Here is a 15,971-nt window from a genome sequence, read left to right as displayed (position 1 = left end):
ATCGTGGGAGGTGCTCCGGTGGCCGACCGATCCGCCGTCAAGGACGCCCTTCGGGCCCAGCGCATCGAGACGCCCTCGTGGGGCTACGGGAACTCGGGAACCCGGTTCAAAGTCTTCGCCCAACCCGGCGTTCCGCGCGACCCGTTCGAGAAGCTCGCCGACGCCGCCCAGGTGCACGCCGCCACCGGCGTCGCCCCGAAGGTCTCCCTGCACATTCCCTGGGACCGGGTCGAGGACTACGGCGCGCTGGCCGCGCACGCCCGCGAGCTCGGGCTGGAGATCGGCGCGATCAACGCGAACGTCTTCCAGGACGACGACTACACGCTCGGCTCCGTCACCCATCCGGACCCGCGGGTGCGCCGCAAGGCTCTCGACCACCTGCTGGAATGCGTCGACATCATGGACGCCACCGGCTCGCGCGACCTCAAGCTATGGTTCTCGGACGGCACGAACTACCCCGGCCAGGACGATATTTCGGGCCGCCAGCAACGCCTGTCCGACGCCCTGTCAGAGGTGTACGGACGGCTCGGCGACGACCAGCGGATCCTGCTGGAGTACAAGCTGTTCGAGCCCGCGTTCTACACCATGGACGTCCCGGACTGGGGCACCGCGTACGCGCACTGCCTGCGGCTCGGGCCCAAGGCCGCGGTCGTCGTCGACACCGGGCACCACGCCCCCGGTACCAACATCGAGTTCATCGTCGCGTTCCTGCTGCGCGAGGGGAAGCTCGGCGGCTTCGACTTCAACTCCCGTTTCTACGCGGACGACGACCTGATGGTCGGCGCCGCCGATCCGTTCCAGCTGTTCCGGATCCTGCACGAGGTCAACGGGAACGGCGGCTTCGCCCCCGAGGCCGGCGTCGCGTTCATGCTCGACCAGTGTCACAACATCGAGGCGAAGATCCCCGCGATCATCCGCTCGGTGATGAACGTCCAGGAGGCCACGGCCAAGGCCCTGCTGGTCGACCGCTCGGCCCTGGCGGCCGCTCAGAACGCGGGCGACGTACTCGGCGCCAACGAGGTGCTGATGGACGCCTACGCCACCGACGTCCGCCCGCTGCTGGCCGAGGTCCGCGCCGAGACCGGGCGGGACCCGAACCCGGTCGCGGCCTACCGGGCCGGCGGCTGGGCCGAGAAGATCGTCGCGGAGCGGGTCGGCGGCGCCCAGGCCGGATGGGGGGCCTGACCCGCCCGGCACGCGAGGCGGCCCGGACCACCTCGTACCCACGGGCCGGCCCCCGCCCTCCTCGCGCATCCCTACGAGAGCGCCGCCACCGCCACCCGACCAGGAAGCTGCTCCCGCCATGGCCCAGCACCCCGTCGTCGCCACCCTCCTCGCCCGCTCCCACCGGCTCGGCTCGGACCCGCGCAACACCAACTACGCCGGCGGCAACACCTCCGCCAAGGGCGTGGCCACCGACCCCGTCACCGGGCAGCCCGTCGAGCTGATGTGGGTGAAGGGCTCCGGCGGCGACCTCGGCACCCTCGCCGAGGCGGGCCTGGCCGTGCTGCGACTGGACCGCCTGCGCGCCCTCGCCGACACCTACCCGGGCGTGGCACGGGAGGACGAGATGGTCACCGCGTTCGAGTACTGCCTGCACGGCAACGGCGGCGCGGCTCCGTCCATCGACACCGCCATGCACGCTCTGGTCGAGGCCGCGCACGTCGACCACCTGCACCCCGACTCCGGCATCGCGTTCGCCACCGCCGCCGACGGCGAAAGGCTCACCGCCGCCTGTTTCGGCGACGCGGTGGCGTGGCTGCCCTGGCGCCGTCCCGGCTTCCAACTCGGCCTGGACATCGCCGAGATCAAGCGGACCCGGCCGCAGGCCGTCGGCTGCGTCCTCGGCGGTCACGGCATCACCGCCTGGGGCGCCACCAGCGAGGAGTGCGAGGCCAACGCCCTGTACATCATCCGCACCGCCGAGGCCTTCCTGGCCCGGCACGGCAAGGCCGAGCCGTTCGGTCCTCGGCTTGAGGGCCACCAAGCCCTGCCGGAGGCCGAACGCCGCCGGCGCGCCGCCGCGCTCGCCCCCGTCATCCGCGGTCTGGCCTCCACCGACCTCCCGCAGGTCGGCCACTTCACCGACGCCGCGCCCGTGTTGGACTTCCTCGCCCGCGCCGAGCATCCCCGCCTGGCCGCCCTCGGCACCTCCTGCCCCGACCACTTCCTGCGCACCAAGGTCGCCCCGCTGGTCCTCGACCTGCCCCCCACCGCGCCCCTGGACGAGACGATCGCCCGCCTGCGGGAGCTGCACACCGACTACCGGGCCGGCTACCGGGCCTACTACGAGCGGTACGCCACCGCGGACTCGCCCCCCATGCGCGGGGCCGACCCGGCGATCGTCCTGGTCCCGGGCGTCGGCATGTTCTCCTTCGGCAGGGACAAGCAGACCGCCCGCGTGGCCGGCGAGTTCTACCTCAATGCGATCAACGTGATGCGCGGTGCGGAGGCGGTCTCCGGCTACGCCCCGATCGAGGAGAGCGAGAAGTTCGCCATCGAGTACTGGGCACTGGAAGAGGCGAAGCTGCGCCGGATGCCCGCACCCAAACCGCTGCACGCCCGCGTCGCCCTGGTCACCGGCGCCGGCTCCGGCATCGGCAAGGCCATCGCGCACCGCCTGGCCGCCGAGGGCGCCTGCGTCGTCGTGGCCGACGTCAACACCGCCACCGCGCGGGCCGTTGCCGACGAACTCGGCGGCCCGGACCGGGCCGTGGCCGTCACCGTCGACGTCACCTCCGAGGAGCAGATCGCCGAGGCGTTCCGCACCGCGGTCCTCGCCTTCGGCGGAGTCGACCTGGTGGTCAACAACGCGGGCATCTCCATCTCCAAGCCGCTGCTGGAGACCACCGCCGAGGACTGGGACCGGCAGCACGCCATCATGGCCCGCGGCTCCTTCCTCGTCTCCCGGGAGGCGGCCCGCACCATGATCCGGCAGGGCCTGGGCGGCGACCTCGTCTACATCGCCTCGAAGAACGCGGTCTTCGCCGGCCCCAACAACATCGCGTACTCCGCCACCAAGGCCGACCAGGCCCATCAAGTCCGGCTGCTCGCGGCCGAGTTGGGTGCACACGGAATCCGCGTCAACGGCGTCAACCCGGACGGCGTGGTCCGCGGCTCGGGCATCTTCGCCGGCGGCTGGGGCGCCCAGCGCGCCGCCACCTACGGCATCGCGGAGGAGCAGCTCGGCGCGTTCTACGCCCAGCGCACCCTCCTCAAGCGCGAGGTGCTACCCGAGCACGTCGCCGCCGCCGTCTTCGCCCTCACCGGCGGCGACCTCACCCACACCACCGGCCTCCACATCCCCGTCGACGCCGGCGTCGCCGCGGCCTTCCTGCGCTGAGGCGGCCGTGACGCCCCGCACCCCACACACCCCGGCCGCCTTCGCCGCGGCGGACCTCGGCGCCACCAGCGGGCGGGTGCTCGTCGGCCGGGTCGGCCGTGACCGCCTCGACCTCACCGAGACCCACCGCTTCGCCAACACTCCCGTCCAACTCCCGGACGGGTTGCACTGGAACGCCCTCGGCCTGTACCAAGGCGTCCTGGACGGCCTTCGCGAGGCCGCCGCGCGCTGGGACCTCGCCTCCGTCGGCATCGACAGCTGGGCCGTGGACTACGGGCTCCTCGACGCCGACGGCGCGCTCCTGGGCAATCCGTTCCACTACCGCGACCCGCGGGGTGCCGCCGCCGTCCAGGCGGTCCGGCGCCGCCTGCCGGCCCGTGAGCTGTACCGGATCACCGGGCTTCAGCACCTGCCGTTCAACACGATCTTCCAGCTCGCCGCCGAGAAGCACCTCGACCGCGCCCGCACCCTGCTCCTGCTGCCCGACCTGATCACCCACTGGCTCACCGGCACCGTCGGCGCAGAGGTCACCAACGCCTCCACCACGGGCCTGTACGACGCCCGCACCGGCTCCTGGTCCGCTCCGGTCCTCGCCGCGCTCAACCTGGACCCGGCCCTCCTGCCCGCACTGCGCCGCCCCGGCGACCACGCCGGCACCGTCCTCCCGCACGTCGCCGCCGCCACCGGCCTGCGCCCCGACACGCCGGTAGTAGCGGTCGCCTCCCACGACACCGCCTCCGCGGTCGCCGCCGTCCCCGCCGACACCGAGGACTTCGCCTACATCTCCTGCGGCACCTGGTCGCTCGCCGGCCTCGAACTCGACGCGCCCGTCCTCACCGACGCCTCGCGCGCCGCCAACTTCACCAACGAACTCGGCATCGACGGCACCGTCCGCTACCTGCGCAACGTCATGGGCCTCTGGCTGCTCAGCGAGAGCCAGCGCACCTGGCGCGCCCGGGGCGAGCGGCACCACCTGCCCGAGCTGCTCGAACGCGCGGCCGCCGCCCGCCCGTTCGCGGCGCTCGTCGACCCCGGCGCCCCCGAGTTCCTCGCCCCCGGCGACCTGCCGGCCCGCCTCGCCGAGCACTGCGCCCGTACCGGGCAGCACCTACCCGAGGACCAGGGCGCCGTCGTCCGCTGCATCCTGGAGAGCCTGGCCCTGGCGCACCGCCACACCCTGTTTCAGGCCGCCCATCTGACCGGCCGCGCGATCCGCGCCGTGCACCTCGTCGGCGGCGGCAGCCGCAACGCCCTGCTGTGCCGGCTCACCGCCGACGCCACCGGCCTGCCCGTCATCGCCGGCCCCGCAGAGGCCACCGCCATCGGCAACATCCTCGTCCAGGCCCGCGCCCACGGCCTGGTCGAAGACCGCGGCGCCATGCGTCGCCTGATCGCCCGCACCCAGTGCCTGCGGCGCTACGAGCCCGCCGGAGACATCCGCGCGTGGGACGCCGCCGCCGCCCGTGTGGGGCTCGCCTGACCTGAGTCGCACGGCACCGACGCGGTGTCACGTCTCCGCGTGCGTTCCGTGACGGTCGGTCAAATGTTGCTCAAGCTCGCATGGTTGCGGAGCGTCATTTTGGAAATACTCCATTTACCGAAGGGCTGCGTGCTGGCCGTCAGATGGCCGGGTGTGCATATTCCCGATGTGATCGCACGGCCAGCGGCTGCCCTCCGTGTCATCCCGACCTCGCCGTCATCGCTGTGAGCTGCCCGCACGCCCTCACCAGGACTCCGAACGGCGGGTCCCCGCGTCGACCGAAAGTCGCGCCGCAAAACAATTGCGGGCGTCCCGAACAGGTTTGGAAATAAAGCCTGTTCGGCTCTCGAAGTCATTTCTCAGAGTTCGGAGGGTTTCCATGCGCACGCCTCGCCGCAGATCCCTGCGCCTCCTGATGTGCCTGGCACTGTCACTGTCCGCAGTGCCGCTGGCCGTCCTCGCCGCGCCTCAGGCCGGCGCTGCCGAGGGGCCGAGCGTGTGGGTCCTGGACGCCACCGACCGGCCCTTCACCTCGACCACCCCGCCGGGCTGGGCGCCGACCGGGATCGAGCTGTACGCGGCCCGCAACGCCTACGAGGGGGCGCAGATCCTGGTGCGGTCCGGTTCGGCGCAGACCGGGGTGTCCGTCACATCCGGGGCGCTGACCGGCCCCGGCGGCGCGCTCATTCCCGCTGCGAACATCACCACGCGCTACGAGTACAACCATCCGAACATCCAGAAGGTCGGCAACGTCCAGAACCCGCCCGACGGCGGGATCGCCTACTACGACGCGCTGATGGACACCGGTCCGCAGTCGGTGGCGGCGAACACCACGTACGCCGCCTACTACCAGGTCTACGTGCCGGCCGGTCAGGCGCCGGGCGTCTACATCGGCAGCGCCAGGGTGAACAGCAGCCTGGGCGCCGTCACGGTGCCGGTGTCGGTGACCGTGTACGGCGCCACGATCCCGCCGACCTCGCAGTCCACGTTCAAGATGAACAACTGGTTCTCCTCGGCGGGCTGGGACTACGCGGGCACGGAGGCGTCGATCCCGAACGAGTACGGCGTGCGGATGTACGACGCCAACTGGTGGACCGTCGAGGCCAACATCGCGGCGAACATGGCGCGGCACCGGAACAACGTGATCTACGCCGACCCGGTGGCCCTGCTGATCCCGGACACCACCGTCGACGCCGCCGGCCACTTCACCTTCGGCTGGTCCACCTTCGACCGGTTCGTCAACCTCTTCGTCAGCGCCGGGGCCATGCAGTACCTCTACACCCCGACCCTGCTGGAGCCCCCCGCCTCCGATCCGTACCTCGACACGCTGGTGCCGGCCAACGGCGTCAGCGGTGCCGTCAAACACGCGCTCTGCCGGCCCGACTCTGCTCCGGCCAATGGCTGCCCGGACACCAACAACTGGTTGAACCAGTTCTTCCCGGCGCTGAAGGCGCACCTCGATGCCAAGGGCTGGACGAACAACTTCTACATGAGCGCCCTGGACGAGCCCACCTCCACGCAACAGGCCACCGCTGCCAACTGGCTCTACACCCGCTACGAGCAGTACTTCCCGAACCCGCGTACCAACGAGGCGCAGCTGACCACGTTCACCGGCGACGCGGCCCATTTGTCGACGCAGACCCCCCTCTCGTCGAACTACGACGCGAACGTCGCGCTCTACCAGAGCTACCGGATCAGCGGGAAGGACCTGTGGCTGTACAGCTGCATCGTCCCGCAGGGCCCGTACATGAACCGCTTCACCAGCAACTACCTCAGCGGGACCAGGCTCCTCCCGTGGCTGACCTGGAAGATCGGTGGCGACGGCTATCTGCACTGGGGCTGGAACTACTGGCACGACGGCTTCAGCGAGCCGTACCCGGCCGCCGACACCTTCAACACCGCGCAGAACGGTGACCATTGGCTGGTCTATCCGAACAAGAGCGCCTACGGCATCTACGACAGCCTCCGCAGCGAAGCCCAGACCGCGGGCCTGCAGGACTTCGAACTGCTTCAGCAGCTGGCCGCGGTCAAGCCGCAGGCGGCGCGCACCCTGGCCGAGACGCTGATCACCAACCCGACGGCGTACGACACCTCCGGGTGGAACGTCGAGGGCCGGCACAAGCAGCTCCTCGACGAACTGGCCGCGGCCTCCAATGACCTGGCGCTGCCGTTCACGGACGACTTCAGCGGCGGCGACCACTTCTGGACCCACACCCGGGGGACCTGGTCGACCAGCGGCGCCCGGTACACGCAGTCCGACGCGTCGGCGAACTGGGGGGACGTCTCCTACCTGCGCGGCCGGGGCTACACCGACGTCTCGGTCGGCGTGGACCTTCAGATCACCGGAGTGAGCTCGTACGGCGGAAGCACCAACTGGGCCGGTGTGATGGTGCGTTCGGCCAACGGCACGGACCTGGACTCCGGCTACCTGATCGCCCAGCGGGACAACGGCGAGGTGTTCGTCTACCGCAGCGGCACCAGGATCGGCTCGGCGTCCGTGCCCGGCTACGTGTCGGGGCAGCGCACCCGGCTGCGCGTAGTGGCGCGCGGGAACGCACTGACGGTGTACGCCGGGACCGGGCAGGCGCCGGTACTGACCGTCACCGACGCGGCGTTCACCGCAGGCGACGTGGGTCTGGTCACCGGCGGCGCCAGCGCGAACTTCTGGAACGCCCGGATCATGCCGACCTCGCTCGCCCCGGCCGAGAGTGCCGCCGCCGCCGCCTCCAGCTCGTACGAGGCCGACGGCTGGGGTATCCGCTCGGCGGTCGACGGGCAGCGGCCGTCGGCGCCGAACGCTGCGGGGTGGAGCAGTTCCGGCAGTACCGCCACCAACCACACCGAGTGGGTGCGGCTGGACCTGGGCTCGACCCGGCCGGTGAGCCGGGTGGACCTCTACCCGCGCAGCGACGGGGCCAACGCCGGTCAGGGCTTCCCGGTCGACTTCACCATCCAGACCTCCACCGACGGCACGAACTGGACCACGGTCAGCACCCGGACCGGGTACGCGAGGCCCGGCGCCACGGCCCAGACCTTCCCGTTCGCGACGGTGGACGCGCGCTACGTGAAGGTGACGGGGACCAACCTGAGCACAGATCAGTTCGGTGATTTCCGGATGCAGTTCGCGGAGATCGAGGCTGTCGGCGGAGATCTGGCAGCGGGCGCCACGGCGACCACCTCCAGCTCGGTCGAGTATCCCAGCGAGGGCTGGCTGACCGCCAACCTCACCAACGGGACCCATCACACCGACCTGTGGAACTCCTCGGGCTGGAGCAGCGCCGGGACCGCATCCCCGAACACCACGCAGTGGGCGCGGGTGGACCTCGGCGGCCCGTCACGGGTCAGCCAGGTCACGTTGTACCCCCGCGACGACATCCCGAACACCGGGCGCGGCTTCCCGTCGGCCTTCACCGTCCAGCTCTCGACCGACGGCACGAACTGGACCACGGTGGTGTCGAGGAGCTCGTACCCGCGCCCCGGGGCCGGTGGCCTTTCCTTCGCCTTCGCCGCCACCACCGCCCGGTACGTGAAGGTCACCGGCACCACGCTCACCGCCGACCAGTTCGGCGTGTACTACATGCAGCTGGCGGGGATCGGTGTCTCATGACGAAGCGCCGGATCTGCTTCCTGCTCCAGGTGAAGGCCGAACTGTGCGAGGAGTACCGCGAGCGCCACGCCCAGGTGTGGCCGGAGATGCTCGATGCCCTCCGGGCCGCCGGCTGGACGAACTACTCCCTGTTCCTGCGCCCGGACGGCCTGCTCGTCGGCTACGTGGAGACCGAGGACTTCGACCGCGCCCGCGAGGCGATGTCCGCCACCGAGGTCAACGCCCGCTGGCAGGCCGAGATGTCCCGCTACTTCCAGCACCTGGACGGCAAGCCGGCCGACCAGGCGATGGCACCGCTGACGGAGGTGTTCCACCTGGACTGACAGTCTGGGAATTCGACGGTCTTGCGCCCGTTTCGGCGAGCCGGTGCCGGCGCGGGGCCGGCTCGCGGTGGCCGGCGTGCCCCGGCACCGTCCGATCGGCTGTCACCTGATGACCAGCCCGGCTTCCAAGCGATCGCCGGACATGACCCTGCGTGACAGCCGGTGCGCGAAGTGCTCCCGCTGCTTCGACTGTACGCGGTCGGCCATGGCCGATCTGACCAGGTATTTCTCCGGCAGGCCGTGGAGCGGGCGGCCGGAGTACTGTGAAAGGACGACAGGCCCGCGCACGTCGCCCGGCACCGGCACCGGTGCCCACCTGCGACGCCGTACGGTCGCACCCGTAGATGGGCGAACCCGAATGGCTGACTCCGACACCCCCTCCACGCCCCCACTGCTCCTGCCGGATGCGATCCACCAGGCGATCCAGCCGGGCACGGCCCTGCTACGCCTGGAGACCACGCAGTCCAGGGAGGGGCTCCTGGACGGCGCGTGGTGGCCGCGCACCCGCGACATCGAAATCGAACTTCCGGCGCTGATCAGCGTGTTGACCGGGCATCTCGGGCCGATCACCCGGGTGGGCCTGGACGCGTCCGCCTGGAACGGGCTCCCGACCCGACTGGTCATCGACGGCCAGGTCGTACACCTCGTCTCCGACCCGATCGGAGACGACACCGTCCTCATCACGCGCGGCCACAACGACCACTTCGCCCTGCTGGTCGTCCCCCCGGACACCACCCCGGACGCCGCCCGCCAGGCGATGGCCCGCGCCGTACGCGCCGACAACATCACGCAGGCCGCCCAGCTCCTCGTCGCCGTCACCCCCGACCCCGGGGAGAGCCCCGCCGACGCGGCAGGCTGATCCCGGAGCCACTGAGGCCCCGCCGGGCCGCGGGCATGCGACGCCCGGCATATTGCGCGGAAATCTGCATCGGATTGTGGTCGGTCCGGACTATTTCTGCGCATTCTTTCACTTGCGTGGACGGGGTATCGGTATAAGTGTTTTTCGCTTCTTGTTCTTCGAATCGGAAAATATGGCCGGTCGGAAATCGATGCGAGCCGAGGCCGCTCCTAGCCGAGTTCCACCACCGTCCACGACACGGCGAAAAAGCAGATCAAGCCGATCGGGGCGTGGCAATCTGCTCGCCTGTACAACATTTTCGAGTGGAGGTTCGCGCCCTGTGGGCATCGATGTCAATCCCACCGTCAGCAGGCGCCGGCTGGGGTCGGAGCTGCGCCGGCTCAGGGAAATCAGCGGCATGACGACACAGCAGGTGGCGGAGCGCCTGTTGATCTCCCAGCCCAAGATCAGCCTGTTGGAGAACGGCCGCCGCGTCGTCAAGCCGCGCGACGTGCGCGATCTCTGCGGGCTGTACGGAGTCCAGGATCAGCGGCGGGTCGAGCATCTGATGCAACTGGCCGGGGAATCGGGTCAGCAGGGCTGGTGGAACTCCTACGGCGACATTCCCTATGGCGCCTATATCGGTCTGGAGGCCGAGGCGGCCGCAATCCGGCTCTACGAGCCCCTTGTGGTCCCCGGCCTGCTGCAGACCCCGGCCTATGCCAGGGCGGTCATTGCAGGAACGATCCCTCTTATCACGCCCGAAAAGGCCGCCGCGCGCCTCCAGGTTCGGCTACGGCGTCAGGACCGGTTGCGCACCCCGGGAAACCCGCTGCGGTTGTGGGTCGTATTGGACGAGTCGGTATTGCGGCGCGTCGTGGGTAGCCGCGAGGTCATGCGCGAGCAGCTCGACCATCTGACGCACCTCAGCGCCCAGCCGCACATCACCGTGCAGGTCCTCCCCCACGACGTGGGTGCGCACCCGGGAGTCTCGGGACAGTTCTCGCTGCTGGAGTTCGCCGAAGCCGGCGATGTGAGCGTGGTGTATTTGGAAAGGTTCACCAGCGACCTCTATTTGGAGAAACGATCCGACGTACGGCTTTACCGCGACATGTACGCGCACTTGCAGGCTCAGGCGCTGAGCCCGGACGACACCCGGTATCTCGTCAACGAAGTCATCGGGGCGTACGCCGACCCGGGGTGATGTGAGGGCCGGTCTCGGATCTGATCGCTCGCGAGTACCACTGAGCCCCTGGACGACCTGTCCAGGGGCTCAGCCGCCGAACGGCGGACGCGTGTTCCTGCCCGCTTGACGGCGGCGGGAGGGACGAGCGTGGGGCGATCCGGCCGAGTACTCGTCACCGAAGGGTCAGGGCCGCGAGGCGGTCACGCCTGGGACGGGCTAGTCCTGTCGAGTCGCTGTACCTCGCCGGATCTTCTTCCGGGTGAAGAGGACAGAACCTCCGACGAATGCCAGCACTGCTGCAGAAGCGGCCATGATGCCGGTCCCGCCGCTTGAGCCGGTCCCCTCAGGCTGCTGACCGGTGGCGGCGCTCACGTGCGCGAAGTTGACGCTCCTGGCCGCGTGGCCGGGACCCTCGTGGCCGAGGTCGTCGGCTTGGCCGTTCGGCTTGAGGTCGGCCCACGGCGGCTTGCCGAAGTCGTGGTCGTCCTGACCGTTCTCGCCCTTGTCGTGGTTGCCGTCGTCGTCCTTGTCGTGGCGGCCGTTCTCGCCCTTGTCGTGGCGACCGTTCTCGCCCTTGTCGTGGTCGTCGTCCTCGTCTTTGTCGTGGTCGTGGTCGTGGCGACCGTTCTCGCCCTTGTCCTTGTCCTTGTCCTTGTCGTGGCCGTTGCCGTGGTGGTCCTTCCCGCCCTTGTCGCCACGAGGCCCCTTGGGTCCGGCGGGTCCGGCGGGTCCGGTGGGCCCGACAGGTCCTGCGGGGCCTGCGGGACCGGTCGGTCCGGGTGCACCGGGGGAGCCGGGAGCGCCGGGTGCGCCGGGGCTGCCGGTCGGTCCGGGTGCACCGGTCGGGCCGGGGCTGCCGGGGCTGCCGGGGCTGCCGGTCGGGCCAGGAGCACCGGTCGGGCCGGGGCTGCCGGTCGGGCCGGGGGAACCAGTAGGTCCGGGAGGTCCGCTCGGTCCGGGAGGTCCGCTCGGTCCGGGCGGCCCGGGCGGGCCGGCGGCGCAGGCCGGCCTCGTAATGGTGTTGTTGTTCATCGTGACCGCGGCCTCACGCGCCAGGGCGCGCCCTTCGATCACGGCGCTGTTGTTCAGCGTGATCGACTGCATGGCCAGGATGGTGCCCTTGAACTGGGTGGTCGTGCCGAGGGTGGCAGAGCTGCCCACCTGCCAGAACACATTGCAGGCATTTGCTCCGTTGATGAAGGCCACGGAACTCGACGAAGCCGTGGTCAGGGTCGAGGGGATTCGGAAGATGAAGACGGAGTTGGGGTCGTTCTGGCCGTCGAGGGTGACCGTCCCGGTGAGTTGCAGGGACGGAGGGGATGCCGGGGCCGTGTAGACGCCGGGCGCCAGCGTCAGTCCGCCGATCTCGTCCGAAGCGAGAATGGTTCCGAGCCCCCGGCCTGCCGCGTCGTCGTAGGCGACGACGAGATCGGACTTCGCCTGAGCGGCGGCGGCGTTGGGGGCTACGCGTGTCACTCCGTTGACGATGCCGGGCGGGAAGCCGGTCACCGACGTGCCCGGATAGAGGCCCAGGTCGCCGTTGATGACGGTGGGGTTCGTGTTGGTGACCGTCGAACCGGCCAGGACCCCGTAACTGGCGGTGGTCCCCAGCAACACGGGGGCCTCTGCGGCGTGCGCGAGGGTCGGGACCAGGGCGGCCGAGGCCAAGAGCGCCGCGGGGAGCAGGACGAAGGCTCCCCGTTTGAGTAGACCGCGTGGAGGGCTCGTGCCGGGTGGAGCGGACAGGATGACATCCGATGCCATAGCAGGACCTTTCTTGTTACGTCGATCCGATCCGGCGTGCGCCGGTACGCGGCTCACCTTGAGCGGGGGCCACAGAGCGACGACTCCCCGCCAGAGGTTGTGATGCGACGTCACCCGGCAGTATTGACGCATATTTCAGAGTAATAGACCATAAATCGGAAAAGAGGGGCCGCATGAGTGACGCAGTGTGAGTGCGGCAGGCGCGTCGCACGCCTGTCCTCAACGGTTGCGTGGTCGCAGTGCGGGGCGCGCGGACAGGCGGGACAGCGGCGCAGGTCACGAAGTCGTCGACGCGGGGGGTCGAGTTCAGAAGTCCCTTATGGGCAGCTTCGGTTGGTTTCTGCACCGCGGAATCATTCGCCGGTGCGGCCGTGGACTCAGCCGGCAGTGAGTACACCGGGGGCGTGATGGTGGTCGGCGGAGCCCGGCCCCCGCTACACCGAGTCCCCGGGCGCCGGCGCGCCCGCTCCGCGCGACGCGTTCGCGGCCTTCACCAGAGCGGCCGGGCCCGGATTCGGCTGCGCCAAGCCCGTAGAGGCCCGTAAAACGGCTTTCGCCCCCCGGGCGGCGGCTCGCCACTGCCGCTGCCCGGGGGCGCTCGGTGCCAAGTGGTGTGAGCGGAGGGGTCAGCCTCCGACGTGGATGCCGGGGCGGCGGGCCGGGTCGGGTTCGTGCTTGCGGATGATCTCGCGGGTCACGGGGGCGGTGTCGCCGCGGCCGAGGAGGAAGTAGCGGAACATGTGGGTCAGCGGACTGCCCTCGGCCCAGGCGAAGTAGCAGTGCGGCTTGACTCCGGTGGTGTCGCGCAGGGCGAGGAGGATCGCGGCGATTGCGTTCGGGGCGGCGGGAGCTTCGGCGCGCAGGATCCGGAATCCGTCGACCTCCACCCCGTGGACGGTGAGGGTTTCGCTGAAGTCCGAGGGGTCGACGACGTCGATCTCCACGAACATCACATCGGCCGGACCGGGTACCGGGTTGTCGCCGCGCTGCTCGCGTTCCTTGTCGGCGTACTCGGCGCCGTCACCCGCCTGGCGGCGGTTGGCGATGATGTTGATCGCGTTGTCGTAGGCGAGGGTGTCCGTGATGAACTGCCGGGCCGCCGGGTCGAACACGATGCGGTCGGCACGCAGTTCGGTGGTGCGGGACACCCGGGAGATCAGGGACACGGCGACGATTCCGGCGATGAAGAGGCCGGAGATGGTGATGCCGTCCGGCTTGTCGATGATGTTGGCCACCAGCGCGTAGAGCAGCACCGCGGTGAGCACGGTGAAGCCGGCGGTCGTCGCGCGCTGGCGGCGGCGCAGCGCCGACACGGTGACGGCGAAGGCGCCGGAGACCATCATGGCGAGGATGCCGGTGGCGTAGGCGCCGGCCTGGGCGTTGACGTCGGCGTCGAAGGCGATGGTGATGATGACGCAGAGAGCCGTGTACACCAGGACGACCGGGCGAACGGCGCGACCCCACTCGGGGGCCATGCCGTAGTCGGGCAGGTAGCGCGGGACGATGTTGACCAGTCCCGCCATCGCGGAGGCGCCCGCGAACCACAGGATCAGGATGGTGCTGATGTCGTAGACGGTGCCGAAGGCTTCCCCCACCTGTTCATGAGCCAGGTAGGCCAGCGCGCGACCGTTGGCCGCACCACCTGCTTCGAACTCTTTGTGCGGAATCAGGATCGTGGTGACGAAGCTGGCTGCGAGCAGGTAGACGCTCATGACGGCCGCCGCGGTGGTCAGCAGCTTCCGGGAGTTGCGGATGCGGGACTGCAGCCGCTGCTCCGTGTCCTCGCCCTCGGCGGCGATGAGCGGCATCATGCTCACCCCGGTCTCGAAGCCGGACAACCCGAGCACCAGCAGCGGGAAGGCCAGCAGGGCCGGCCCGGCCAGGCCGCCCAGTCCGCCTCCGCCGTCCACGAGCGCGTCGGTCCACGCAGACCAGGCGCCCGGCGAGGTGACGACCTCGACCGCACCGAAGGCGATGGTCACCGCGTTGAGCAGCAGGAAGACGGCGACGAGAGGGATCGCGACGCTGACCGCTTCGCTGAACCCGAGCAGGAACACCCCGCCGAGGAGCAGCAGGAGCGCCACCGTGATGGCGACCTCGTGGCCGTGCAGGGCTTCGGGGAAGAACGGGTTCTCCACCACGTGCACGGAGGCGTCCGCCGCGGACAGGGTGATGGTGATGATCCACGAGGTGGCCACGAACCCGAGCAGGACCAGGACGAACAGCTTGCCCCGCCAGAACGGCAGCAGGTCTTCCAGCATCGCGACGGAACCGGCTCCGTGGGGACTCTCGCGCGCGACCCGCCGGTACATCGGCAGCATCCCCAGCAGCGTCAGCGCCACGATCAGCAGGGTCGCCAGCGGCGACACGGCGCCGGCCGCGAGCGCGGCGATCGCCGGGACGTAGGCGAGGCTGGAGAAGTAGTCCACCCCGGTCAGGCACATCACCTTCCACCAGGCGTGCGGCTCGCTGTGCCCCTCGCCGGATGCCGGCCCCACGGGCTGCACCCGATGGCGCAGCAACCACTGGGCCAGGCCGCCGCTCGGCGGTGCCTGCAGAGCGGGACTCTCCACCACTTCCGGCACGGCCAGATCGTTCACGTCCGTCATGTCCCCCATCAATCCTTCCCACGCGCCAAGCCCACCGGCTCAATGGGCCGGCAACGATGACCGAGTATGGGGTCTGCCGGTTCCGCGGTTTCCGTCAGGGGTTCCGCTGGGGCTGGGGGGACTGCTCGAAAGGCCTGATCACGACGTGCCCCATCGGGTTCGCCGGGTCGGTCATCGACCGGCTCGTCGGTTCCACCGGCCGGGCCGTCAGGCACATCAAGGTTATTGCAGGCCGGAGGCCTTGAAGACCGTGTGGGCCGTTTCGCGGTCGATGCGCTGCGCCAGCCGTCGCAGGGCGGTCGTGCCGTGCAGCAGAGTGCCGCTCCGCACCGATGCGCGGGTGTCGGTGTCGAGGCGGTGCCACATCGCCGGGTTGCGGATCATGACGGTCGGGTCGATCTCGACCCGGCTGCCCTCCGTGTCCCGGAGGACCAGCCGCTGGGCCACCCCGTCGGACCACCGGACCGAGACGAGGGAGTCGGTTCGGACGGTGCTCGTCACCAGCAGCCCGCGGGCGATCAGCAGACCGGGGCGTACGGAGATCCGGGGCGGGTGCAGGACCACGAGGAGCAGGCCGGCCAGACCCGTCCAGAGGGCTCCGCGGGGCACGCTGAGCTCTCCGAAGCCCGCGTCCATGGCCAACAGTGCCGTGAGCAGGAGCAACGCGACACCGATCGCCGAGCGCATCTCCCCGACCCAGTGGACGTCCTGTGCGAGGGGTCCGGGCGGCGCCGCTCCAGTGCCTTGCGCACCGGTCGGGGCCTGAGTGAAACGTCGTCCCATGAGTGCCACGTTAAGGCTGGTGGCGGCTACGGAGGCGG

At 70.2% G+C, this 15,971-nt stretch carries 10 protein-coding genes; 7 read left to right on the top strand and 3 right to left on the bottom strand.

Features of this window, described 5'->3' with window-relative positions:
• Window positions 1-18: 18 nt before the first annotated feature.
• The 7 genes from rhaI (at window position 19) to CP980_RS03155 (ending at window position 10,795) form a co-directional block, all read left to right on the top strand.
• Window positions 19-1,185: an L-rhamnose isomerase gene (gene rhaI, locus CP980_RS03185; protein WP_150492550.1), complete on the top strand. Its 1,167-nt coding sequence runs from the start codon at window positions 19-21 to the stop codon at window positions 1,183-1,185.
• Between the two features lie 118 nt (window positions 1,186-1,303).
• The gene (locus tag CP980_RS03180) at window positions 1,304-3,343 is read left to right on the top strand and encodes a bifunctional aldolase/short-chain dehydrogenase (protein WP_150492549.1); all 2,040 of its coding nucleotides are present in this window, start codon (window positions 1,304-1,306) and stop codon (window positions 3,341-3,343) included.
• Between the two features lie 7 nt (window positions 3,344-3,350).
• Entirely contained in the window at window positions 3,351-4,823 is a 1,473-nt protein-coding gene (locus CP980_RS03175; protein WP_150492548.1) for a rhamnulokinase, read from the top strand.
• 379 nt (window positions 4,824-5,202) lie between these two features.
• Window positions 5,203-8,430, top strand: a complete 3,228-nt coding sequence (locus CP980_RS03170) for a discoidin domain-containing protein (protein WP_150492547.1) — start codon at window positions 5,203-5,205, stop codon at window positions 8,428-8,430.
• Entirely contained in the window at window positions 8,427-8,753 is a 327-nt protein-coding gene (locus CP980_RS03165) for an L-rhamnose mutarotase (protein ID WP_150492546.1), read from the top strand. The genes CP980_RS03170 and CP980_RS03165 overlap by 4 nt, the downstream gene beginning before the upstream one ends.
• A 358-nt stretch (window positions 8,754-9,111) precedes the next feature.
• Window positions 9,112-9,612, top strand: a complete 501-nt coding sequence (locus tag CP980_RS03160) for a DUF5994 family protein (RefSeq protein WP_150492545.1) — start codon at window positions 9,112-9,114, stop codon at window positions 9,610-9,612.
• Window positions 9,613-9,931: 319 nt separating this feature from the next.
• Window positions 9,932-10,795: a helix-turn-helix domain-containing protein gene (locus CP980_RS03155; RefSeq protein ID WP_150492544.1), complete on the top strand. Its 864-nt coding sequence runs from the start codon at window positions 9,932-9,934 to the stop codon at window positions 10,793-10,795.
• A gap of 198 nt (window positions 10,796-10,993) precedes the next feature.
• On the opposite strand, the gene CP980_RS03150 is transcribed toward CP980_RS03155, so the two are convergent.
• The 3 genes from CP980_RS03150 to CP980_RS03140 form a co-directional block, all read right to left on the bottom strand.
• The gene (locus tag CP980_RS03150) at window positions 10,994-12,541 is read right to left on the bottom strand and encodes an ice-binding family protein (protein ID WP_150492543.1); all 1,548 of its coding nucleotides are present in this window, start codon (window positions 12,539-12,541) and stop codon (window positions 10,994-10,996) included.
• A gap of 626 nt (window positions 12,542-13,167) precedes the next feature.
• Window positions 13,168-15,150, bottom strand: coding sequence for an APC family permease (locus CP980_RS03145; RefSeq protein WP_150492542.1), 1,983 nt, complete (start codon window positions 15,148-15,150; stop codon window positions 13,168-13,170).
• A gap of 222 nt (window positions 15,151-15,372) precedes the next feature.
• A complete protein-coding gene (locus CP980_RS03140; protein ID WP_150492541.1) occupies window positions 15,373-15,933 on the bottom strand; it encodes a hypothetical protein in 561 nt (186 codons plus the stop codon).
• Window positions 15,934-15,971 lie beyond the last annotated feature (38 nt).

It is taken from the genome of Streptomyces vinaceus (assembly GCF_008704935.1).
Classification (GTDB): Bacteria; Actinomycetota; Actinomycetes; order Streptomycetales; family Streptomycetaceae; genus Streptomyces; species Streptomyces vinaceus.
The sequence above is the reverse complement of the archived record's forward strand: the minus strand, read 5'-3'. Positions and strand labels throughout refer to the sequence as shown.

Bases quoted from the DNA above. Each gene is read 5' to 3' on its own strand.
- CP980_RS03180 (WP_150492549.1), top strand. From the start codon at position 1,304: ATGGCCCAGCACCCCGTCGTCGCCACCCTCCTCGCCCGCTCCCACCGG.
- CP980_RS03170 (WP_150492547.1), top strand. From the start codon at position 5,203: ATGCGCACGCCTCGCCGCAGATCCCTGCGCCTCCTGATGTGCCTGGCA.
- CP980_RS03165 (WP_150492546.1), top strand. From the start codon at position 8,427: ATGACGAAGCGCCGGATCTGCTTCCTGCTCCAGGTGAAGGCCGAACTG.
- CP980_RS03160 (WP_150492545.1), top strand. From the start codon at position 9,112: ATGGCTGACTCCGACACCCCCTCCACGCCCCCACTGCTCCTGCCGGAT.
- CP980_RS03150 (WP_150492543.1), bottom strand. From the start codon at position 12,541: ATGGCATCGGATGTCATCCTGTCCGCTCCACCCGGCACGAGCCCTCCA.
- CP980_RS03145 (WP_150492542.1), bottom strand. From the start codon at position 15,150: ATGACGGACGTGAACGATCTGGCCGTGCCGGAAGTGGTGGAGAGTCCC.
- CP980_RS03140 (WP_150492541.1), bottom strand. From the start codon at position 15,933: ATGGGACGACGTTTCACTCAGGCCCCGACCGGTGCGCAAGGCACTGGA.